This is a genomic window from Chelativorans multitrophicus, assembly GCF_011317445.1.
Taxonomy (GTDB): domain Bacteria; phylum Pseudomonadota; class Alphaproteobacteria; order Rhizobiales; family Rhizobiaceae; genus Chelativorans; species Chelativorans multitrophicus.
The window spans coordinates 1,032,035-1,054,630 of record NZ_JAAAPL010000001.1; the positions used below are offsets into that span (position 1 = coordinate 1,032,035).

The 22,596-nt window shown below is 56.4% G+C and carries 17 protein-coding genes; 8 read left to right on the plus strand and 9 right to left on the minus strand.

Annotated elements, in window-relative coordinates; all coding sequences use genetic code 11:
- Positions 1 to 258: 258 nt before the first annotated feature.
- The 4 genes from guaA to GNP00_RS05090 all read right to left on the minus strand — a co-directional run bounded on the left by guaA (position 259) and on the right by GNP00_RS05090 (position 4,539).
- Positions 259 to 1,818, minus strand: a complete 1,560-nt coding sequence (guaA, locus tag GNP00_RS05075) for a glutamine-hydrolyzing GMP synthase (protein ID WP_011579841.1) — start codon at positions 1,816 to 1,818, stop codon at positions 259 to 261.
- Between the two features lie 106 nt (positions 1,819 to 1,924).
- Positions 1,925 to 2,590 carry a 5'-methylthioadenosine/S-adenosylhomocysteine nucleosidase gene (locus GNP00_RS05080; protein ID WP_011579840.1) on the minus strand — a complete coding sequence of 222 codons (666 nt, stop codon included), beginning with the start codon at positions 2,588 to 2,590 and terminating at the stop codon, positions 1,925 to 1,927.
- Entirely contained in the window at positions 2,587 to 3,042 is a 456-nt protein-coding gene (locus tag GNP00_RS05085) for a PaaI family thioesterase (RefSeq protein WP_011579839.1), read from the minus strand. The genes GNP00_RS05080 and GNP00_RS05085 overlap by 4 nt, the downstream gene beginning before the upstream one ends.
- 264 nt (positions 3,043 to 3,306) lie before the next feature.
- Positions 3,307 to 4,539, minus strand: coding sequence for a glycosyltransferase (locus GNP00_RS05090; protein ID WP_011579838.1), 1,233 nt, complete (start codon positions 4,537 to 4,539; stop codon positions 3,307 to 3,309).
- A 226-nt stretch (positions 4,540 to 4,765) separates the two neighbouring features.
- Between GNP00_RS05090 and GNP00_RS05095 the strand changes: the two genes are divergently transcribed.
- The 7 genes from GNP00_RS05095 (at position 4,766) to GNP00_RS05125 (ending at position 15,141) form a co-directional block, all read left to right on the plus strand.
- On the plus strand, positions 4,766 to 5,551 hold the full coding sequence (locus GNP00_RS05095) for an ABC transporter permease (RefSeq protein ID WP_011579837.1): 786 nt from the start codon (positions 4,766 to 4,768) through the stop codon (positions 5,549 to 5,551).
- 2 nt (positions 5,552 to 5,553) lie between these two features.
- Complete coding sequence (locus tag GNP00_RS05100; protein WP_011579836.1) at positions 5,554 to 6,327, plus strand: ABC transporter ATP-binding protein; 774 nt, start codon at positions 5,554 to 5,556, stop codon at positions 6,325 to 6,327.
- 141 nt (positions 6,328 to 6,468) lie between these two features.
- The gene (locus GNP00_RS05105) at positions 6,469 to 7,335 is read left to right on the plus strand and encodes a glycosyltransferase family 2 protein (protein WP_166015748.1); all 867 of its coding nucleotides are present in this window, start codon (positions 6,469 to 6,471) and stop codon (positions 7,333 to 7,335) included.
- 233 nt (positions 7,336 to 7,568) lie between these two features.
- Positions 7,569 to 9,254 carry a glycosyltransferase family 2 protein gene (locus GNP00_RS05110; protein ID WP_166015750.1) on the plus strand — a complete coding sequence of 562 codons (1,686 nt, stop codon included), beginning with the start codon at positions 7,569 to 7,571 and terminating at the stop codon, positions 9,252 to 9,254.
- 136 nt (positions 9,255 to 9,390) lie between these two features.
- Complete coding sequence (locus tag GNP00_RS05115) at positions 9,391 to 10,734, plus strand: nucleotide sugar dehydrogenase (RefSeq protein ID WP_166015757.1); 1,344 nt, start codon at positions 9,391 to 9,393, stop codon at positions 10,732 to 10,734.
- A gap of 154 nt (positions 10,735 to 10,888) precedes the next feature.
- Positions 10,889 to 11,995 carry a class I SAM-dependent methyltransferase gene (locus GNP00_RS05120; protein ID WP_157038012.1) on the plus strand — a complete coding sequence of 369 codons (1,107 nt, stop codon included), beginning with the start codon at positions 10,889 to 10,891 and terminating at the stop codon, positions 11,993 to 11,995.
- Between the two features lie 812 nt (positions 11,996 to 12,807).
- Positions 12,808 to 15,141, plus strand: a complete 2,334-nt coding sequence (locus GNP00_RS05125; protein ID WP_011579832.1) for an acyltransferase family protein — start codon at positions 12,808 to 12,810, stop codon at positions 15,139 to 15,141.
- A 10-nt stretch (positions 15,142 to 15,151) separates the two neighbouring features.
- Here GNP00_RS05125 and GNP00_RS05130 read toward each other — a convergent pair whose 3' ends face one another.
- From GNP00_RS05130 to GNP00_RS05150, 5 genes are all read right to left on the minus strand, one after another.
- Positions 15,152 to 16,492 carry a UDP-glucose dehydrogenase family protein gene (locus GNP00_RS05130; protein ID WP_166015759.1) on the minus strand — a complete coding sequence of 447 codons (1,341 nt, stop codon included), beginning with the start codon at positions 16,490 to 16,492 and terminating at the stop codon, positions 15,152 to 15,154.
- 726 nt (positions 16,493 to 17,218) lie between these two features.
- Positions 17,219 to 17,896 carry a TetR/AcrR family transcriptional regulator gene (locus tag GNP00_RS05135; protein WP_011579830.1) on the minus strand — a complete coding sequence of 226 codons (678 nt, stop codon included), beginning with the start codon at positions 17,894 to 17,896 and terminating at the stop codon, positions 17,219 to 17,221.
- Between the two features lie 98 nt (positions 17,897 to 17,994).
- Positions 17,995 to 19,470 carry an FAD-dependent oxidoreductase gene (locus tag GNP00_RS05140; protein WP_011579829.1) on the minus strand — a complete coding sequence of 492 codons (1,476 nt, stop codon included), beginning with the start codon at positions 19,468 to 19,470 and terminating at the stop codon, positions 17,995 to 17,997.
- A gap of 31 nt (positions 19,471 to 19,501) precedes the next feature.
- The gene (locus tag GNP00_RS05145; RefSeq protein WP_011579828.1) at positions 19,502 to 20,266 is read right to left on the minus strand and encodes an enoyl-CoA hydratase/isomerase family protein; all 765 of its coding nucleotides are present in this window, start codon (positions 20,264 to 20,266) and stop codon (positions 19,502 to 19,504) included.
- A gap of 5 nt (positions 20,267 to 20,271) precedes the next feature.
- Positions 20,272 to 21,057, minus strand: a complete 786-nt coding sequence (locus GNP00_RS05150) for a cyclase family protein (RefSeq protein WP_011579827.1) — start codon at positions 21,055 to 21,057, stop codon at positions 20,272 to 20,274.
- Positions 21,058 to 21,405: 348 nt separating this feature from the next.
- Between GNP00_RS05150 and GNP00_RS05155 the strand changes: the two genes are divergently transcribed.
- Positions 21,406 to 22,578, plus strand: coding sequence for an ABC transporter substrate-binding protein (locus GNP00_RS05155; protein ID WP_011579826.1), 1,173 nt, complete (start codon positions 21,406 to 21,408; stop codon positions 22,576 to 22,578).
- Positions 22,579 to 22,596 lie beyond the last annotated feature (18 nt).

A 22,596-nucleotide genomic window follows, 5' to 3' on the forward strand; every position in this document is an offset into this window, starting at 1 on the left:
TTTTGGGAGGCTCGCGCCTAAAACATGCGCATTCTTACAATGGCTTAAGCCATAGAAAGTACCGTCACGAGCCTCATTTCCCGTGACGGTACTTTCGAATTCAGCAGGGATCAATATAGGCAAGGGCCGTCAGCCGTGACGGTACATGCGATCTATGCCCACCGATAGGCATTGATAGGCACCGTCACAAACATTCTATATTTCAGTGTGTTAGGTCGAACTCTGGCGCAAAATCGGCGGCGTTCGGATGGGCGAGAATCATTCCCACTCGATAGTCCCAGGTGGCTTGGACGTCACATCGTAGACCACGCGATTGATCCCGCGCACTTCGTTGATGATGCGGGTGGCGGCGCGGCCAAGGAACTCCATGTCGAAGTGATAGAAATCAGCCGTCATGCCATCGACTGACGTCACCGCGCGAAGCGCGCAGACATATTCATAGGTGCGGCCGTCTCCCATCACCCCGACGGTCTGTACCGGCAAAAGCACGGCGAAGGCTTGCCAGATCGCGTCGTAAAGGCCCGACTTGCGGATCTCGTCGAGGTAAATGGCGTCGGCCGCGCGCAGGATTTCGAGCTTCTCGCGCGTGATCCCGCCGGGACAGCGGATGGCAAGGCCGGGGCCCGGGAAGGGATGACGGCCGATGAAATGGTCGGGCAGGCCGAGCTTCCTGCCGAGCACCCGCACCTCGTCCTTGAAGAGCTCGCGCAGCGGCTCGACCAGCTTCATGTTCATGCGCTCGGGCAGGCCGCCCACATTGTGGTGCGATTTGATGGTGACCGAGGGGCCGCCCGTGAAGGAGACACTCTCGATCACGTCCGGATAGAGCGTGCCCTGCACCAAAAAATCAGCGCCACCCAGCTTTTTTGCCTCGTCCTCGAACACCTCAATGAAGAGACGGCCGATCGTTTTGCGCTTCTTCTCGGGATCGGTTTCACCCTCGAGCGCGCTTAGGAAACGGTCGGAAGCATCGACCAGCACGAGCGGCACATTATAGTGCTCGCGGAACATGGAGACCACTTCCGCCGCCTCGTTCTTGCGCATCAGGCCATGGTCGACAAGGATGCAGGTGAGCTGCTCTCCCACCGCCTCATGGGTGAGAAGCGCGGCGACGGAGGAATCGACGCCGCCGGAGAGCGCACAGATCACCTTGCCGGAACCAACCTGGGCGCGGATCGCATCCACCGCCTGTTCGCGATAAGCGGCCATGGTCCAATCGCCCTTAAGGCCCGCGATCCTGTGAACGAAGTTGGCAAGCAGCTTTGCGCCATCGGGTGTGTGGACCACTTCCGGATGGAACTGCACACCGTAATATTTGCGCTTATCGTCGGCGATGGCCGCAAAAGGCGCGCCCGCTGAAGTTCCGACAACCTTAAAGCCGGGCGGAAGCGCCGTCACGCGGTCGCCATGGCTCATCCAGACCTGATGGCGCGTGCCGGGCGCCCAGATGCCGGCGAACAGCCCGCAATCCTCCTCGATCTCGAGGAAGGCGCGGCCGAACTCGCGATGATCACTGGATTCGACCTTGCCGCCGAGCTGGGCGCACATGGTCTGCTCGCCATAGCAGATACCGAGAACCGGCACGCCTGACTGGAAAATCACATCGGGCGCACGAGGACTGTCGATCTCGACGGTCGAGGCCGGGCTGCCGGAAAGGATGACCGCCTTCGGCTTGAGCCGCAGATAAGCCTCTTCGGCTGACTGAAAGGGAGCAATTTCGGAATAGACGCCGGCCTCGCGGACGCGCCGGGCGATCAGCTGCGTGACCTGGCTGCCGAAATCGATGATCAGAACAGTGTCGGGATGGGTAATGGTCATGGCGAGGCTTTAAAGAAGGAAGCGATCCCGCGCAACGGGTTCGATAGGGGTTTTTTGCCGCAATCCGTTCAGCACCATGCGTTTTCCGCCACCCGATCAGATCCGATCAGGCGGAATCGGGATTTCTCGAGCAGCATAGCAAATCGCCATCGCAGATCGCTGTATCCAGCCGGTCCACCGCAGCTGCGAGCTTCTCGTCTATAATGTGCAGATATTGCGTCCAATTACCGACATGACGAAGTTCTTCCGCGCCATCGGAAATGCCGCGAAGTGCTACTAGCGGCACGCCGAAATGCTGACAGGCGCGCAGGCAGGCATATGTTTCCATGTCGACCATGTCCGCAGCGATGGTGTCATACGCACCGCCGCTGACGATACCGCCGCCCGTCGAAAGGGTAGCCGTCTTGATCCCCGGAATGCGGAAAGGCAGCGGCATCTCCTTCGGAAGGCCTAGGAAGGGCGTTACTCCTTTTTCGAAGCCCAAGGGAGAAGCATCCATGTCCCGGTAGGAGACGGAGCTTGCCTGATAGATCTCGGTTTGCTCGAGCATGCGGCTGCCGGCGGAGCCGAGCGAGACAACCAGTTGCGGCGCTTCGCCTTCGGATTTGAGCTGTGAAAGCGCAGCCGTAAGCTCAACCGCAGCCTCCACCGGCCCGACACCCGTTATGAGCGGCCGGAAACGCTTTTTGAGATGCGCGCCATATTCCGGCTCCGCCGCCATTGCGAAAAGCACGCGCTGGCCCCCGAGCCTTGTGAGCGGAACTTCCCTCACCCCGCAATCTCCTGCCGACCAACGATCGTCATCATGGTGCCGGTCATCGTGGCGATCAGCTTTGCCTCTCCGTCCCCGTCATAGGCGTAGGCCTGACCGTCGGCGACGATAATGGTTCGGCCAGGCTTCGTGACCGAACCCCTAAAAAGAAACCGCTCTCCCCTACCCGGCGCCAGCAGATTTACCTTGAACTCGATTGTGAGCACGCCCGCATCGGTGGGCATCAGCGAATAGGCAGCATAGCCGCAGGCGGCGTCGAGTGCCATGGAGATAACGCCGGCATGAAGGAACCCATGCTGCTGGGTGAGGCTTTCGGAATAAGGCATCTCTATCTCGACGATGCCGGGGGTAACCAATGTAAGCTCGGCGCCGATGGTGGCCATCGCCTTCTGCCGGGCAAAGCTTGCGCGCACCCGGGCTTCAAAATCGCCTTCCACTCGTGGCTGCTGCATCGGTCCCTTCCCTCTTCACCGCCTTTATGACAAAGCGGATTGTGCGGGGCAATCGGGCAGATCGTCGCCAAATACTGCCGATTCATGGGTGAGATCGTAAAGCCATTGGCTCGTTTCGGCTCGCGGCAACGCCAAACGCCAATGCCTTGCGGTGCATGTGAACGCGTTTCTGTGGAGCGGGTCGAAAGATCCCGCGATGTTAGCTCCACAGGGCGGCACAATTTCTAATCTCTGACGCGATGAAGGCAGAGGAACATTGACCGATCAAAGCTTTTTACTTGCCACCTTGACTATGTGATCTGCTATGTCGCGATAAATTTTCCGTGCGTCGAAGCGGGTGTTGAAGATCGCGATGCGTTCCTCTCGCGCCTTGATCAGACGGCTATCGGAGAGCACTGCTTCGATGGCATTTGCAAGTTCAAGCGGTGATGCATTCGGAACATTAAGGCCGGCTGCCGTCTCCCTATATAGGTGCTCCGCTTCTTCTCCCAGGATGGCAAGTTGGAAGGTGCCGAATGCCAAATACTCGTAAACCTTGTTGGGTAGCCCCTGAGGAGCCTGTTTCGCGTATGGCAGCAGCCCGATAGAGGATCGCGTTAAAAGCGCGCTGACCTCGGGCTGGCTTATCCAACCGAGGAGGACAGTGTTGTCCAGTTTTCGAAACGAACGCTCTAGATCAGGCCTTTCAGCGGCATTGCCCGCCAGGGCGAAGACGACGTCTTTTCTATGCGCAAGTAGACGGGCTGCTTCCAAAACGAGGGACAGATCGTATGTGGCACCCCACGATCCGACGAACGAGACGATGTGCTGATCTGAACTGATCCCCATTTGACCGAGAATCTTGTCGATTTCATCACTCTCGAGCTGTCGTGGTTTGAGATAGCCAAGCGGGAAGATGCGATCGTGTTCGACGGAAGTGCGACCGCCCTTCTCCCTCCCCCATTCAAGATATTGCTCGGAGATCCCCACCAAAGAGGTCGCGTGGCGGCAGGCGAACCGTGCCTGCATTTCAAGAGGCAATGTAGCGAGTTTCGCAAACGGGCTTAACGCGGATGGAACGAAATCAGCAAAGAAATCCGGCCACAAATCTCTGATGGTAATTACGGTCGGAATTCCTCTCCGCCGGGCGAATTGAACTGCGGCAGCGGCTGCGTCGGTGGTCGGCAGGTCCGCGACGAGAATATCCGGCAGTTCCTGCGCCGCATTTGCTACAGTCAGAAATGCCTGCGCAAAGCTCCGATTGTGGAAAACGCGCTTCACACTGATGTTCCGGCTGTAGCCGGGGGCCGGAAGGACCCGGATGCTCAGGTTCTCGCTTGGCCGGAGTATCTCGGCTTTCCGCTGCCGTCGCGAATAGTGGTTGAAGGTGGAGGTGTACCAAGTAGTTTCATGTCCGAGAGAAGAAAGTGTCGTGGCTAGCAGACCAGCACGTAAGAGCCGCGGATTGCCGGGATCCGTAGGAACCGGCTCGAGATCACGGACGTACCAGATTTTCATTTTACTCAGCTTTCACCGGATTTGTCAGATCCAACACGGGCCTGATATCTCTTGCTTGCCCGCTCCGCAAATCGCTTTTGACGGTGCAAATCAGCTTTATAGATCTTGGTTCTCGTTGGGGCACCAGCGATGCATTCCGGAGAGCCAATGCGGGCAAGCACCGTTGCGGTTGCCGCCGCTAGGCTGTAAGCGACCCAACCAACTTCAAGTCTCAAGTGGATGGATCATGGTAATCTGGAAAAGCATCCGGCCATACCTCTCGGGCCTCATACGCTTCTTCCACATCAGCTATATAGAGGCGAAATCGCAGAATCGCGGAAGTCACTTGGGGATTCTGTGGGTGCCATTATCCTCGCTAATTTTCTCGGCGATGCTTGCACTTGTTTTCCGCCACTCCGATACGATGCCGCTGACCGATTTCTTTTTCTACGTCCTAGTCGGTTACATCTTTTGGGGTTTTATCTCCGACTCTATCACCGGCAGCACCGATGTGATCCAAAGCCGCTTCGAGTTCGCGGTCCATAACAATCTTACGCTAGCGGGTCTTTTCGGAAAGCTTCTTGTCGATCGGCTTTTCGAATTTTTTCTGAACCTGGCATTGGTGGTCGTCCTTATTCTGGTAATTGATCCAGGGAAATTCGGAACTAGACTTGGCCTCTTCCTGCCGTTCATCGCACTCATTGTCTTGACTTCAGTCGGCACGGCTTACCTGGTGAACCTAACCACCATCTTCTACCCTGACATGAAGTCGCTGTTTCGTGTCGGAACGCGCTTCATGTTTTTCGCCTCGCCGGTATTTTGGAGCGCGGCTGACACCACAGGTGGAGCCCGCGCCTTTCTGGTGCAATATAACCCCGCGGCCTACTACCTTTCGCTGCCGAGACAGGTTTTCGGCATTGAGGCCTTGGATTTGAAGGCGTGGCTTATTGCGGCCATTCTGTCAGTTATTGTTTGCGTGGCAGCTTACATCGCCTATCACCATTCCCAGGCCTTTGTGAGGAATCTGAAATAGCCATGGCCAGGATCAACATCAGGAACGCCAGCGTCAGTTACTTTCTCAGAAAGTCTGGCGCCAAGGTAAAAAGTCTGGAGCGCGGCGCAGTCGGTGCGCAAATCGTGGCTGGGAGGCGTTATCTTGAAATAACGGCGCTGAAGAACATCACGCTATCGCTCAACGATGGCGATCGCGTCGGTCTTGTCGGCATCAACGGCTCGGGGAAATCAACCCTGCTAAAGCTCTGCGCTGGCGCGCTCGCCGCGCAATCCGGAACGGTGGCAATCGAAGGCAGGGTGAGCCCGCAATTCGCACTCGGATCAGGCATGAAACCGGCGCTGACGGGGCGGCAGAATACGGAGCTGAAATGCCTCTATATGGGTGTGCCGCAGAGCGCAATCGCCGCCCATGTGGAAGAGGTGAAAGCGCTTTCCGGGCTCGGCGGGTATTTTGAGTTGCCAATACAAAGCTATTCGGCCGGAATGCGGTCACGACTCGTGATGAGTCTGCTGCGTCTGGTGCGCGGCGAAATTTTGATCATGGATGAGTGGATAAATGCAGCCGATCCCTCGCTTAGCACCAAGGTAAGCGGTTTGCAGGCACAGCTAGTGGAAAGGGCAAAGATCCTCTTGCTCGCCAGCCACTCACGCCGTGTCCTTGAGGAATGGGTGGATACTCTTGCATGGCTCGATCAAGGCGAAATTCTTGCATTAGGCAGAGTAGGTGAGGTGTATCCTGAATACCAGACGTGGATGAAAACCCGGAAGATAGAGCGACAGAACTCACCGACTTGAATTCTGGGCTGCGATGAGGCGAGCACCGGCTCGGCAGACTATTTCAGTTTGCGGTTTCGGATCGAAGCTGAAATGAGAAGCTCACTTTGTGCAAATGTGAAGCGGCTCTCTACTGAACGGTTCTAAAGAGTAGCAATTCCAATGAGTCCGAGCATCTCTGTTATCGTACCGATTTATGAACAGTGGGGCTTGGTAACTAAGCTTTGTGACGCCTTGTCCAATCAAGATTTCCCGGCATTAGACTACGAGGTCCTTCTGGTTGACAACGGCTCACAAAGCATCAGCATTCCCCAAAACATGCGAGCAAACTTTCGTGTCTTACGTTGCGACACGGCAGGTTCCTATGCGGCCAGGAACTTCGGCATTGAAAATGCCAAAGGGCAGTGGCTGGTTTTTACGGATGCAGACTGCAGACCGCATCGGCAGTGGTTGTTTTCAATCGCAGCTGGCGCTGCTCGCTTCGGTCCGGATTATCTGATCGCAGGTCGTGTCGAGATGGTTCCTGGATCCTCCAGACCGACACCGTATGAAATCTATGATATGTTGCGCGGCATACCTCAAGATCAATACGTTCGTAACGGCTATGCGGCTACCGCCAATCTCGCGTTTCATCGCAGTCTTGTTGATCGGATCGGCAGTTTCGATTGCCGCCGATTTTCAGGAGGGGATGCTGATATCTGCAGACGAGCCCGAGCAGCGGGCTTCAAAATCGTTTTGATTGATGAGGCTCTTGTCAGCCATTCATGCCGTTCCACTTGGGACGAGGTCGCAGTTAAGGCAAGGCGCATACGTGGAGGGCAACTCACCGCAGGTTCCCCGCGCCGATACCGATCTTTCGTTACTGGTGTGACTCTACCGACAGTAAAGGTTTTCTGGCGCTTCCTTCGCCAAACACAGTTTCCGATCAGGCATCGCTTGATTGCATGTCTGGTGCTCTTGCGAGTGTGGGGAGTACAACTTGCAGAGACTTTTCGCCTGAAGATCGCCTCCTCTCCCGAACGCCGATAGCCAAACGGATCGACATGGATTCCGCAACATATCTCCTGAAGACATGCACTGAGGGCGCTAAATCACGTTGGCAAAGCCTACGTGACGGCATGCGATTGCTTCCCATGAAGTTACGGCGAGCACTCATCAACAGAATACCTCCAGGCATGCGGCCCCTCGTGAGGCGCCTCTACGAAAAGTTGCCGCGTAAGGGTGGGCTCGCGGCACGACGCATCCGCCAGCACAGATTTCGCATGCTGAATCTTGGATACCTTGAGCGCGGCTACCGCGAGCTCGCGCACTTGGCAGAGAGTTCCAGGAGTCGGGAGATAAGACGTCGCGCTTGCTGGGAACTCATCAGTTGGCACACCGGACAAATTTCCATTGAGGATGCGAGAAAGGTTCTTAGTTACGCCGACATGCTGAAGCGCGTTGAGTGGCGGCGCGGTCGGCTGATCCACTTGGCAACAGCACGATCTACCGCACTGTGCACACTTGGGAACTTGGCAGAAGCGGCTCGAAGCTTTGAAGACCCCTCGCTCTCGCAATCACATCCCGACTTCATTCTGGCACGTAGTGGTCTTATTGACGAACTGGACGGGCGTTTGGCCGCGGTCAACCAGGTTCTACAACAGGAAAAACTTAGTGCTGTGAGGCTTTTACCTGGATCAGAGCCTGCCTTCGACCGATTGACCACGGGCTTGCGGCCGGAAGCCGATCAAAGCGGGCGCCCGTTGGTGTCGGTGATCGTACCCGCGTACAATGCACAATACACCATTGCTACTGCCATCCGCTCCCTGCAGGAGCAGACCTGGCGCAATATTGAAATCCATGTAGTCGATGACTGCAGCACTGACGAGACGGTGTCGATTGTAACTAAGCTTGCAAACAAGGATTCTCGCATTCAGGTGCTCCGTATGGAGCGGAACTCTGGAGCTTACTGTGCACGCAATCTGGGTTTGAAGAACGCTAGAGGAAAGTATGTGACGTGTCACGACTCAGATGACTGGTCTCATCCTGAGAAATTGCAAATTCAAGCAGAGCACCTCGAAAGGCACACTGATAGAATTGTAGCGAATTACTCATATTTGTATTTCGTTGATGACGATTTACGTGTTCGAGCGCGCCGCCTCGGATCATATCTTCGGCTGAACACGTCCTCTCTCATGTTCAGGCGCGAGCCGGTTCTTTCGGAACTTGGGTTTTGGGACGAGGTGCGATTTGCAGCGGATAGCGAATTTTTGGAGAGGCTGTATGCGGTTTTTGGACGGATATCCGTTATCAGCATCGCCAAGCCATTGTCGCTGGTTCGATATCGGGAAGACAGTCTTACCGCGTCTAAAGCGTTCGGCTACCATGGTTTTCGCATGGGTGCTCGTCAATTTTATCGGGAGCGGTACTTGCGATTTCATCGCTCAGGGCTGCCGCTCCGATTCAGAGGAAATGCGCAAGACCGGCCATTCTACGTTCCTGAACCTATGCTGCCGGCGCGATCGCCCCGAGGAGCTAGGCGCTATTTTGATGTTGTTCTTGTTCTTGATTGCAGGCTTGGTGGACGCGAACTGAGGAATGCAGTTTCCGTCCTGCAAAGCTACCGGCGTCAGGGCATGTCGGTAGCAGTTTTCCACCTTCCGATTTTCGAGCTCGACCCGGAAAAGCCGATACAAGAGGCACTAATTGCCGCCCTGGATGCCGGGTTGTTTCAGTATGTGGTGACGGGCGAACAGGTCGATTGCGAAAAGCTGCAAATACTGGGCTGGCGGCCATTACGGGACTATAATCGCTTCTTCCTCGATGTAAGCGCCAAAACGATCGAGGTGACCACAACGAGAAGCGACATATTCCACAAAGCGCCCACTGCGCGTGAACGCGAAATCTGCGAGGCAACCCTGCGCCGTTATTGTGATGCACCGGTGACATGGCGCGATTTACGACAGTGATTTTGCACCTGTTGTCCAGCTTTATGTTGCCTGGAGAAAGCAGCTGTCGTAGTCACCACTCCGAAATTGTGGATTTGTGCCCCTCACGGCCGGAATCCCTGGTTAGATCCCGTTTCCAACATGGAGGTCCTCCGACATGGACACGAGCGTCGTAAGCGCCGAAAACATCAAAATCAGGATCGAGTCTCGCGCGGCGACCGCGGGCATCATCGGTCTGGGTTATGTCGGGCTGCCTTTGGCCGTGGCCGCGGCCAAAGCGGGATATGCGGTATTAGGTTTTGACGTCGACCAATCCAAAGTCGAAGCCCTGAACGCCGGCAACTCCTATATAGAGGCAGTGCCTGAGCCGTCCTTGCGCGAACAGGTTGCTGTTGGCCGCTTCGAGGCGACTGCCGATTTTGCGCGCCTCGCCTCATGCGACGTCGTCGTCATTTGCGTGCCGACGCCGCTCACGAAGCAGCGGGAGCCCGACTTGAGCTTCGTAGAGCAAACCGCATCCGCAATTGCCAGGAATCGCAAGCCCGGTGCCCTCATCATCCTCGAATCGACCACTTGGCCCTGGACGACCGAGACGGTCGTCAAGAACATCTTGGAAGCCGACGGCACGAAGAGCGGGCGTGACTTCTTCCTCGGCTTCTCGCCTGAGCGGGAAGATCCCGGCAATGCCAGCTTCCGAACGGTCACAATCCCGAAGATCGTTTCGGGCGACGGGGCAGATGCGCAAGCCCTGGTTGAGGCCTTCTATGGCAATGTAGTGGAGCGCATCGTGCCGGTGTCTTCTCCTCGGGTAGCTGAGGCAGTGAAGATTACGGAAAACATCTTCTGCGCAGTCAACATCGCGCTCGTCAATGAGCTCAAGATCATCTACGACGCGATGGACATAGACGTTTGGGAGGTGATCGATGCCGCGGCCACCAAGCCCTTTGGTTTCATGCCTTTCTATCCGGGCCCCGGACTCGGTGGGCATTGCATCCCAATCGACCCGTTTTATCTCACCTGGAAGGCTCGGGAATACAACGTGCCCACCCGCTTCATCGAGCTGGCGGGCGAGATTAACGTTGCCATGCCTCGCTATGTGATCAGCCGGCTTGAGGTCGCGCTGGATAAGAGCTTCGCCAAATCGCTGAGTGCTTCGAAGGTGCTCATCCTCGGCCTGGCATACAAGAAGAACGTCCCCGATATCCGCGAAAGCCCGGCCTTCGCCATCATGGACATGCTGAAAGCACGCGGCACGACATTTGACTATCATGACCCCCATGTGCCGAGCATTCCACGCACGCGCGAGCACGAGCAGTACTACGGGCAGCGTTCGGTGGGGCTGGATGCGGCGACGATCTCAAGCTACGACGCAGTCGTCCTCGTGACCGATCATGACGATGTGGACTACGGGCTAGTGGCGGCTAAGGCCAAGCTGGTGCTGGACACACGGAATGCTTTAGGAAAGCGTGGTTTTAGCGGCGAGACGGTTGTGAAGGCGTGAACTGCAAAGTGAGGTAAGTGGGCCAAATGGCCACTCGGCAAAGGCAAAGATTAGGCTGTAGCCGCTTTGGGATTGTCCTGTGCTACGCTTGGTAGCCGCTACCATAATTACTGATAAATGGAGAGTACTCGTGTTTCGAGGAGCGAAAGAAGGATTGAAATGGCTGCTCAACAAGCTCCTTCTTCGCTCTCTCATCTGGGAAACCCGCAATAACGCAAGAGGTATCCTGAAAAAGTCCAGCCGCACGCACCAAACGTTGGACTACGTCAGCGACTCCGTGCTCATCATCGACAAGAAGATTGAATATCTATCTGCTAAAATAGACGCGCATGCCGATGTTGAGGACCAATTCAAGAATTTGGTGCTTTCCACGTTGCGCGACATCAACTTGTCCATAGAACAAGCAAAACGCCTCACCGCCGAACTCAGAGAGAGCATGGCTGGCGAGTTTCTCGATCAAATCAACGCCAAACTATCGATGCAGGCCGACGGTGCGATTGCCGAAATCGACAAGAGGTTCACTCGACTCAGTGAGCAGATTGACGAGAGCACCCGCGCTGTCGTTGCCGGTGTCGAGAAGACCGCCCTCAATGAGTTTCGGCAGACGGAAGCACTTGGCGCCCTCTCAAAGCTATTGAGCTTGGACTTGCCGTTGCCTCCCACTCGAGGCTGGGCCGCCTCGCCCGATTTTCTTCTCCATATCTACCAGCACATCTCCGAACATAAGCCGAAGCTGGTGGTGGAGCTTGGCAGTGGCGTCTCGACAGTAGTTATTGCCGCTGCGCTGAAGGCCAATGGCGACGGCGGACTGTTGCACAGTCTGGATCATGAGGCGACCTTCGCGGAGGCGACCTCAAAGCTACTCGCCAAGCATGCATTTGCCGATATTGCTACTGTGCACCATGCGCCGCTAGCACCGTGGAGGCCCACCAAGGAAACAAAACTCGGTACGGAGTGGCAGTGGTATTCCGTGCCTGAAACGGTGGGTTCGCTACAGGACATCGATCTGCTGGTCATCGACGGACCGCCTAAGGCAACGGGGCCTTTTGCGCGTTACCCTGCAGTTCCGCATTTCCGCGATCGAATGGCATCAAACTGCACCGTCCTTCTGGACGATGCGTCCCGCGAGGAAGAAAGAAAGGTCGTTAAGGCGTGGGCCTCTGATCGTGGCCTCAGGCTTTATCATCACCGCGAGTTCGAGAAAGGCCTCGCTGTGGTTATCGCGGAAGGTCCGCTTCCCGTCGAAGAATCAAATCAGTAGTAAGCCAGTCGCAAGAGATGGGGCACTACGTCAGTTAAGCTGATTGGATGAGCAGTGTGGCTCATGCGAGCCGCTTTGCAGCCAGTCGCCTTTCCAGTTTCTCAATTTCGGCAGCCAAATCGGAAAGGGACTTAACCTTTGCAATAAGCTATCGCCGTGTGAGGATTTTGAATGCCGGCGTTTGATCATCCAGTGCCGCGGCAGCCGCAATCTGGGTGCGCAATGATGCCACTTTAGTGCGAAGGGCGCGATTCTCCTCCTGCAGTATCCTCAACTCGATCTCATGCGACTGCCCTGCAATTTTCCGATTACCCGGTTGTGACCTAACCTTCTCAGTTCACGTGCAAGCTTCAGCTTAGGGAAAACCGGCAAGGTGTTGTTTCCCGGTGAACTCCTGCAACACGTCATTCTCGAGGAATCGAAATGAATGTCATCGAGTAATTATTATGCTTCTCGAACGCCGCAGCCGACATCTCCCGGAGCCGCCCTTCATCAGTCTACCTCACTTGTTCGACAACATTCCGCGCCGGAAAAGTCGTCAAGCATGAAGCCGGTTTTGGGACGCCCAACCAGCTCGGTAGATCCTGGCATATACATCGACCATTTCCATAAGGCGTGGGAAATCGACACTCGAAGCAGCATCTTGGGCAGCCTATATTGCGGACACGGTGCTTCGGCAAGAAATCGCTTAGAGGGCGGTGTATTTCGAGAAAAGACACGAGCCTAGCAAGCCGCCCACTCGGGTTTACCAACTTGACTCCTCAGCATTGATAATTCAAGCACACCTTTATTGCAGCCGGGGCGAAGTCTACGTGAACCCAACCCGATCTATCCTTCCAGAAATCCAAGGCCTGCGCGCGGTGGCCGTTGCGCTTGTCGTGCTTTTTCACGTCTGGCCACATGCGGTGCCGGGAGGCTATGTCGGTGTTGACGTTTTCTTTGTCATCTCCGGTTATCTGATCACCGGCCTCCTGGCGCGCACGGCGCTGCGGGAGGGCAGGATCTCCCTGGTCCAATTCTATTCGCGCCGGGCGCGCCGTCTTCTGCCAGCTGCTACGGTCGTCCTTATAGTGTCCCTTGCCGGGTCGTTGCTCTTTCTGCCCGAGGCCCGCTGGGAGGAGACGGCGACTCAGATCGCCGCGAGCGCGCTTTACGTGCAAAACTGGGCGCTGGCATGGCTCGCCGTCGATTATCTCGGCGCGGAAAATGCAGCGAGCCCCGTCCAGCACTATTGGTCGTTGTCCATCGAGGAACAGTTCTATTTCGTCTGGCCGCTGGTGATGATAGCAGCACTGGCGTTCGCGCGCCGGCTAGGCTTTCAGGTGGGCCGCGTCTTCACCATTGCCCTTGCCGCGATTTCCGCCGCCTCCTTTGCTGCCTCCATGATTATAACGGCGGATGAGCCGGCTCGCGCCTACTTCGTCACCCATACACGGATTTGGGAACTGGCGCTCGGTGGGATCCTGGCACTGACGATACACCGCCTCAGCATTGGCGCGGCTGTGAGGCCATTGATAGCGGTTGCCGGTTTCGCGGCCATTGTTTGGTCGGCCTTCGCCTACTCGCCCCAGACGGCATTTCCAGGCTGGGCGGCGCTGGTGCCGACGCTGGGCACTGTGCTGGTAATCTTGGCCGGTGACGTGCGCCTGGGTTGGTGGCGCTGGTTCGAAGCCAAATGGCTTCTCTATTTGGGTGACCGCTCCTACTCAATTTACCTTTGGCACTGGCCGCTTATCACCTTCTATTCGGTAGGCTCCGAGAGCATCGGCCCGTTGGATGGCATCGCACTGATCGCCCTAACGCTTATCCTCTCGCATTTTTCCTATCAGCACATTGAGCAGCGTTACAGGCATGCGCGAGCCCCCATTGAGTGGCGCCCGCTAGGTTACGGCCTCGCATCCATTGCAGCCTGTGTTGTTGCTTCTTCCATGGTGCAAATGTTCGTTGCGATGCAGGCAGATGCCCAAGTGGATCTGGATGACCCTCGATATCCAGGTCCTGCCGCTCTGATGTCAGCCGTTCCCTCGCCGGACGGGGTTGAGTTCATTCCCGCGCTTGCTCAACTGAAACGCGACCTGCCCGTCGTCTACCGCCAGAAGTGCCATCAGGATCAAGAAAGTGCTGAGCCGATAAGCTGCACGCTGGGCGACCCTAATGGCAGCAAAACGATGGTCATTACCGGCGATTCCCACGCCGCCCAGTGGGTGCCTGCGTTGGAGAGGATCGCTGCCGCCCAAGGCTGGAAGCTTGTCACCCTCACGAAATCGGCATGCGCCTTCAGCCGCGTCGACGTTATAAAATCAGGAAAGCCGTATCCGTCATGCTCGGAATGGCGTGAGAATGCGATACGAAAGATAAAGGAAATAGGCACCGACATCGTGTTCACGACTCAGTCGCGGTATGGGAACATAGACCGCAATGCGATGGCGGAAGGGCTGCGGAGCGTGTGGCGAGAGCTGACGGAAGCAGGCGTCAAGGTGATTGCTATCCACGACACGCCGTGGATGCCGTTCGAGCCCGGCGACTGTCTGGCGGGCGATCAGGACGAATGTCTGGCGCCGCGCGCCGAGGTGGTCGCGGGCGATCTATTTGATTATGCGGCTAGCGCCATCGAGGGCGTCCGGGTGGTCGATCTCACGGATGCGATCTGCGGTAAGGAAACATGCAGAGCAGTGGTTGGCAATGTCATCGTGTGGCGCGACCGCCACCATATGACCGCCACCTATGCTGCAGCTCTCGCCCCCTATCTCGCCGAGAAGGCGGGGCTGTCCTTTTCGGCCGGTGAAAGCTCTTCGATCGTGCAGAATGGCGCGAAACAAGGCGACGTCTTGGCGGCAATCCTCAAGTGCGGTCCTGTAGGATCAGACATCGCTTTCAGCCGGCAGGTCGAGATAAAAGTGGAGGATGGCACCCTCTTACTTCGTCAGGGAGATTGGCAGCAGCGCGAAAAGCGTTTCGAAGTGTGGACTGGCACTGTTGAGGGATCGGACGTCGTTATTGAAGGTGTCTACCGGCAAGGTGCGGGAGGTATAAAGAAGATTAACCTCACCGGTAAGATCGCGAGCGGGGAGATCTCCTTGCGCGGCACGCGCGGCCCGAGAACATGCACGCTGAAGGGCGAGCTGGGGGAGAGTGCACCAGCCTGACGCGGCGTCTCTAGCTCGCGTTTCCAGTCGTTCGGCCGATGCTGCAGTATTCCAGGCCGTACCTTGCCACCATGCGCGGGTCGTATAGATTTCTTCCGTCGAAAATGACGGGTGCCTTCAGCTTCCGCCGGATGAGAGCGAAGTCAGGTGCGCGGAAGCTTTTCCATTCGGTGGCGATCGCTAGCGCGTCAGCCCCCTCCAATGTAGCTTCTTTTGTCTCACAGAAAGTCAAACCTTGTCGTTCGCCGTAGATCTTCCGACACTCTCCCATTGCGTGTGGATCATATGCCTGCACTTGGGCTCCGGCATCCCATAGCGCTTCCATGAGCACGCGTGAGGGTGCTTCACGCATGTCATTGGTATTCGGTTTATAGGCGAGTCCCCATAGCGCGATGACGCGCCCCGAAAGATCCCGGCCGAAATAATCCCGTATGCGCTCGAACAGCACCCATTTCTGCCGCTCATTTCGGTCGCTCACCGCCCGAAGTATCTTCGGCTCCAACTCCGCCTGCTCGGCCGTGCGGATCAGCGCCCGCACATCTTTAGGAAAGCACGAGCCGCCATAACCGATACCGGGATAGATGAAGTCGTAGCCGATACGTGGATCGCTGCCGATCCCAAGCCGCACCTGCTCGATGTCAGCCCCCAACCGATGGGCAATATTCGCCATTTCGTTCATAAAGCTGATCTTTGTCGCCAGCATGCAATTGGCGGCATATTTTGTGAGTTCGGCACTCCGCACATCCATCAAGATCATCTTTTCATGGTTGCGGTTGAACGGCGCGTAGAGTTCACGCATGACCGCCTCAGCTTCCGGGCTGTTAGTGCCAACGATAATTCGATCGGGCTTCATGCAGTCGGAGACAGCGGAGCCCTCCTTCAGGAATTCCGGGTTCGACACAACATGGAAGGCGATGCGCTCGAGGCCCCTGTCGGACAGCGCCGCGCTGATCGTCTCCCTTATCCTGTCACACGTGCCCACGGGCACTGTCGACTTGCTGATGATAACCTTGTCTGCGGCCATGTTCTGGCCGATTGTGCTTGCGACCGCCAAAACGTGCTTCAGGTCAGCTGAGCCGTCTTCTTCGGGTGGCGTACCAACGGCGATAATAATGACCTTGCCGTGATTGATGCCCGCTGCAGCATCGGTGGTAAAGTGCAATCTACCAGCGGCGCAGTTCTCGTTCACCAGCCTCTCTAGCCCGGGCTCATAGATCGGTATGACTCCATGTTGGAGCTGCTCCACCTTTTTCTCATCTACATCGATACACAGAACGTCATTTCCGACTTCCGCAAGAGCAGCAGCTTGCACCAACCCCACATAACCCACACCGAATACAGTGACTTTCATCCAACCATCCTATTCTTCAAGGTTCAATACCATCCAGCATTGATGATCCCCATTATCAAGCGCGGGTATTTCGGGCGCCCCAGACGATGGGAAGCACTGGAACGTCGGCTTCTTCGACAGGCCTGCACGCCAATTTAGTCTCCGGCTCCTGCACCGGCCCATATCATGTCCGATTGAAAGCTAACATCCGGAAGAGTGCAAAACATCAACCGCTCCAAAGGAGCTGCTCTGCTTTCGCATGAAGACGGCGCAAAAGCCGCCGGGCGAGTATCGTCCCGAATGGCTCGTGCGCGGTTGAAACGCCGCCGCGCAGCGACGTAAGCACGGGCCGAAAACTTCGCAACGCCCCTCCCCCCCCCACCGCCAGCTTCGTATGGGATTCAGGTTGCGCCATGGGTTTGCGATTCTTGCGAATGCTTGAAAAAAATGTCGCGAAGAGCTTGCGTGTTAACGCAAAGTAAAGAGGCGTAAGTTGGCTCGAGTGACGTATTAGATGATTGTTTTGATGGATTTTGTTGGCCAGGGAACCTGGCCCTTACGCGATCCGGCTTTCCGAAGGCATAAACTCAAAGATGCCAACAGGCCTCGGGCGCTCAGGCAAAGGGAAGAGGAATGAGCGAAGGGGAAAACAGGAGGGAGGAAATTTTCTTCCCCTTACCGGTAAATCACGAGTGATCAGTTTTTTCAGCTGAAACTACTGCCAGTGCTACAGCGTTTTCTACGCTGTTAAGCGCGATGCGCAGACTCTCTTGAAGAACGCACTGACGAGCCATTAATGCCAAGGGTTCGGATACCGGCCGCCGTGTACCGAATAGCGTTATCTTTCACTCTACGTAGGCGGGTCTCGCTCAGAGGTTTGCCAGTTAACCGCTCCGGGCGCCCCGTGTGTGCATAGATTTGCATGCGTGCGGAATGAGCAAAGAGGTACGCCCAAGCGGCATCTTCCTGGCTGAGTTTCGGCGTTTCGAGTTTCATGAATGCCTCCATGAACCGCCGAGCAATCGGGTCGTAGTGCTTGATCATTAGTGCGCGGGAGCGTTCATCTCCGCCCGCGACTAATGCAGAAACCATTTGCGTGAATGCCTCGCTCTGTGTGCCGCTGCCAAGCGCATCTGATGCTGGGCAGAACATCACCTCCAGCACATCCTCAAGTTCAGGTTTTCGCTCCCCGGCGAACAATTCGTCGAGGAGTTGTGCACGGTATCCATTGATGATCCTGGCACGGCGCGCAAAGATCTCTTCGTAGAGATTGTCCTTGCTTTGGAAGTGGTAGTGCAGCAGCGCCTGGGATATGCCCGATTCATTGGCAATCTCACGCATGCTTGCCCCTTCGAACCCAAAGGTTGCGAAGACCTTCTCGGCCGCATCGAGAATCACGTCCCTGGACGACTGCTTCTGACTCATGCGCGCATCCTTCTCATTGACTGAATCACGGGTCAAGAAGGTGTCCCTCGCTGAGCCAGATCTTCTTCGCGAGACTTTGCGCGCTTGTTCAAATACCGTCATGCCGACCGAGCCAAGATGGATTGGCCGGCGATACGGCCGAAGACCATCGCTTCGGTGATGTTGCCGCCGCCGGGATAGAGGTGACCCCAAATTGAGCCGAACTCGCCGGCGGAATAAAGGCCAGGGATAGGCTGGCCACGTGTATCTATCACGCGGGCCGCGGCATCACGCTTTGCGCCGCCCTGGGTATTAAGAGCTACGGGATGAAGCTCTATCGCGTAGTAGGGAGGCTCGAGTGTCTTTAACGTTTCGCCGGGTCGACCGAATTCCGGATCAATGCCCGAGGCACAGCCAGAATTGTAGCGGCCCAAGGTTTCGGTGAGCGTCCGTTCATCGATATTGGTGATCTCGGCAAGGGCCTCTATCGTCTCAGCGCGCCGTATCCAACCCTTCTCCAACTCGACCGAGTTGTCGTCGCTCCACCGGTAGGTCTCGCGGTTGTAGCCAGCGATTGGCCAGGTTAGCGCTCCCCCGTTCCGAGTCTCTTCATCAAAGATGCCCCAGGTGGGAATGCGCGGAAACTCAACCTTGTCGGGATCGATGTAACCAAAAACGCGATCGAAATCGTGCAGCTCCACGCTCGTTTCGTCTATATAACGCCGTCCATACTTATCTACCCAGATAAAGCCGGGACCAGGGAAGAAGATGCAGAACGCAGCTTCGTAATCTGGTGACTGAAAGCCAATGAACGTCGACGTGCGCGTCATGTGCCAGAGATCTGCTCCAGCGCGGATCGCCATGCCGATGCCGTCCCCGGTATTGCCAGGGTTGCCGGCGAATTTGAGGGGTTTTGGCGCAGCGTAGTCCCAACGCATGGCAGGATTTGCAATAAAGCCTCCGCAGGACATGACGACGCCCTTGCGTGCTCCAATCCGGATCGTCTTCCCGCCCGCCGCGGCAGAAACGCCGACTATTGAGCCATTATCGTCACGAATTAGATCTGTCGCCGGCGTCTGGTAGCGGACGTTGATGCCCCGGCCGGCAACCGCTTTGGAGAAGAGTTCCCATAGCCGTCGAGATGGTGGCACATCGTCTGGACCTTCCAAGCAGCGCTTGTCAAACATCGATCGAGTTGTCGCAATTTCCGGAAAGTTCGGCCCCTTCACTGCGCTTGGATACCGGCCTGTCAACATCTTGGTCTTCGGTACGCTGAATTCTCCACCGAGGGAGCGTAGAAACGGGGGAAGATCCCGCGTCCCCCGTGCGAAGGCTTCGAGTACATCCCGGGGCGTAGTCTGGAGGCACATCGCGTCCAACCAATTAACGAGATCCTGAATCGCTTGATCGCCCGGGAGAGCGACGAAACCTTGACCGGCACTCACACGAGAGTTGCCGCCGCCGTGCGGCATCTTCTCTAGAATAATAACGCTGGCGCCACCGTCATGTGCGGTGATCGCCGCACATGCACCGGCGAAGCCGTAGCCTATGGCTACGACGTCCACCACTTCGTCAAAATCTGCCGCTGCTACCATCGTCTTCCTCCTCTAGAAATGGTCGAGACGGTCACTTTTCGTCCATTTTGATGCGTGCTAGGCCCTCAAGAGCCAGGCCGTAGCCGAGCAGTCCCTGCATGCGTTCCTTTAGGTCCTGGGTCAGCACAACCCGGCTGTATCGGCGTACGAGACGCGGCTGCTTCATGAGTTGGCGGGCAAGCTCCCATGCGCGTGGCAATACCTCGTTGGCGGGTAGGACCTCGTTCACAAGGCCCACTGCCTTCGCCTCGTCTGCTGGGATTTTCTGACCTGTCAGAAGGTAATATCGCGCACGGTTGGCGCCCATCAGCAGCGGGAAAATGATGTGCACGCCGTCCCCAGGCACCATTCCACCCTGGTAGTGTGCCGAATCCATGAAATAAGTTGTATCACTAGCCAGAACGATGTCGCTCAAGAGCGGGATTTCGGCATGCCGGACAGCCGGGCCGTTGATCGCGCTGATCACTGGCACCTCAATGTTGAGCAGGTTGTTGAGGAGGTGCTTCGCTTCCCAGTAGATGCGGTCGTAGCGGTTTGGGGTGGCATTAGCTCGGTTAGGATGGCCCCCCTCCTTGACCAGCGGGCCGCAATATTCGTCGCCGGTGCCCGTAAGGATTACAACCTCGTTGTCGTAATCACGGCCCACATCGAGGAAAGCTTGTTCAAGCTCGGCGTGTGGAATAAGGCTCCACTGAAAAGGACCTCCGTCCGTGTGGAAGCGCATCTCAAGGATACCATCCTCGCGACGCATCTTAATCATGGAGTATTTTTCGGCGTAATCGGCAAAAGTGCTCATGTGTCTCAATCCCCGGGTTCGTCGATAATGGCGACTGCGCGCGTCCACCCCGCGGAGCCGCCGGTGATTTTCACTGGGAAACAGGCCACGTCGAAGCCGAAGGCTGGCAAGCTTTCCAGATTGTGCAGCTTCTCGATGTGGCAGTATGCTGTCTTCCGTCCGGCCCGGTGTCCTTCCCATATGATGCTTGCATCACTAGTGGCTTCGTAAACCTTGGCCATGTGTTCGTAGGAAGCGTCCCAGGACCAGCTGTCGATACCGGCCACCCGAACTCCCTGCGAGGTCAAGTAGAGCGTTGCATCCCGTCCGATTCCGCAGCCACGCTTGTGATATCCGGGTTTGCCAAAAGCGGCGCCGGCAGCAGTGTTAATGACTACAATGTCGAAGGGCTTCAGCTCGTATCCGATGCGAGCGAGTTCCGCCTCGATATCGCGAGGCTGCACCACGTAACCGTCCTCAAACTCACGAAAATCGAGCTTAACTCCCGGTCGAAAGAACCAGTCGAGCGGCATCTGGTCGATCGTTAATGACCGTGACCCATCTTCCATGGTCGAGCTATAATGCCATGGCGCGTCAACATGGGTTCCATTGTGCGTGGACAGCTTGATATGCTCATTGGCGAAGGCTTCGCTGTTCGGCAGGTCCCTTGCGCTTAGCCCCTTATAGCGGCCGAGCAGCATAGGGAGCGTGTCCTGATGGCTCTTGTAGTCGATGGAAAGCTCGTACCCGGGCGGATCAGCCGGGAGGTCGTTCTCCAAAGGGACGGATAGGTCGATAAAGCGTCGCGCCATTCGTAAATCTCGCTTGTCAGTGTCATCCGCGCAGCCCACGAACGTGCCGGCCACGGCTCCAAAAGAAAGTCACTAACTGATCGATCAGTCAAGTATGATACGACTAAGACATGTGATTATTGGCCAATTCCCGCTCGCGCGCACCAGGGCGTCAGCACAATAAATAGTTATATATCAATCTCTTGTAAAAAATTTGGCAATGCGCGCAGAAGTGGCCCGAATCCGCCCCTTGACGTTAAGGCCGAGACTGCAGTAACAAATACTGACTGTTTGATCAGTTAATGTCGTGCGTCAATGGGAGTGAGGCTTCATGCGCACGTCGGGTTCAGACGATTGGAGGAGAAGGCAATGAAATCCGCAATGCGCAACTCTATTTTGGCCGCTGCGCTGCTGGCAGGCGTTTCGTCTGCGGCGTTGGCTGAGCCTGGCGTAACCGATGATAAAATTCGAATTGGCACGTTCGGCCCCCTGACTGGACCCGTCTCGATCTATGGCTATCCAATCATCAACGGAGCAGTGGCCGTCTATAACGAGATCAACGCGAAGGGTGGAATCCACGGCCGTAAAATCGAAATGGTCTATGAAGATGACGCTTGTGACGCGGCGAAAACCCGCGCGGCCGTAAAGAAGCTGGTTCATAGCAGCGACGTTTTCGCCATTCACGGCGGCACATGCAGCTCCGCGGTGAACGCGGCCAGGGACGAAATCATTGCAAGTGAAGTGCCCTACATGGTGATGGCGATGGTTCTCGATTCCATCACCTCGCCTGTCGCTAAAAATATGTTCACTACCACGCAAACCGGCACCCTCGATGGAGTCACTATGGTGAACTTCGTGAAGTCGATTCCAGACGTCAAGAAGGTGGTAATCGTCAAGAATACCGACGACTGGGCTGATTCACACTTGTCGACGATTTACCCGGGCCTCAAAGAGGCAGGCATTGAGGTCGCCGCAGACATTGTTCTGGAGCGCAATGCGTCGGACGCAACGACCCAAGCACTTCATAGCCTTGAGGCGAATGCCGATGCCGTCATTCTCGTCACCTATCCGAATGAGACGGCTGTCTTCCTGCGTGAGGCAAAGAAGTATGGGCTGAAGGGTCCCTTTGTCGGCGCCAGCTCCCAAATGGACATGCTCGCAGTTGCGGATCGGGCCGGGGGTATCGATGCGATCTCAGAGCTCTATGTAAGTTCCTATCTCCTTGAGCCGGTGGATGGCGAGAAGATGAAGGAGTTTTCTGAACTCTACGCCAAGCACTTTCCGAACGATAAGCTGCAGACTCTGTCGTTCTACGGGATGTCGGGTGCGTATGCATTCGTCGATGCGTTGGAGCGGGCGGGGCCGGATCTCACGCGGGAAGGTTTCATCAACGCGCTGGAGAGCACGTCCGACGGCTTCGCTGGTCCCGCTTACTGTAAGATCTCGTTCTCTCCCGAAAATCACCAGGGCTGCACAGAAGGGCATATCTGGGCGGTACGCGACGGTAAGGTTGTTGCTATCGGGGAGACCTGGCCTCAATAGCCCAAGCTCCGCCGGCGG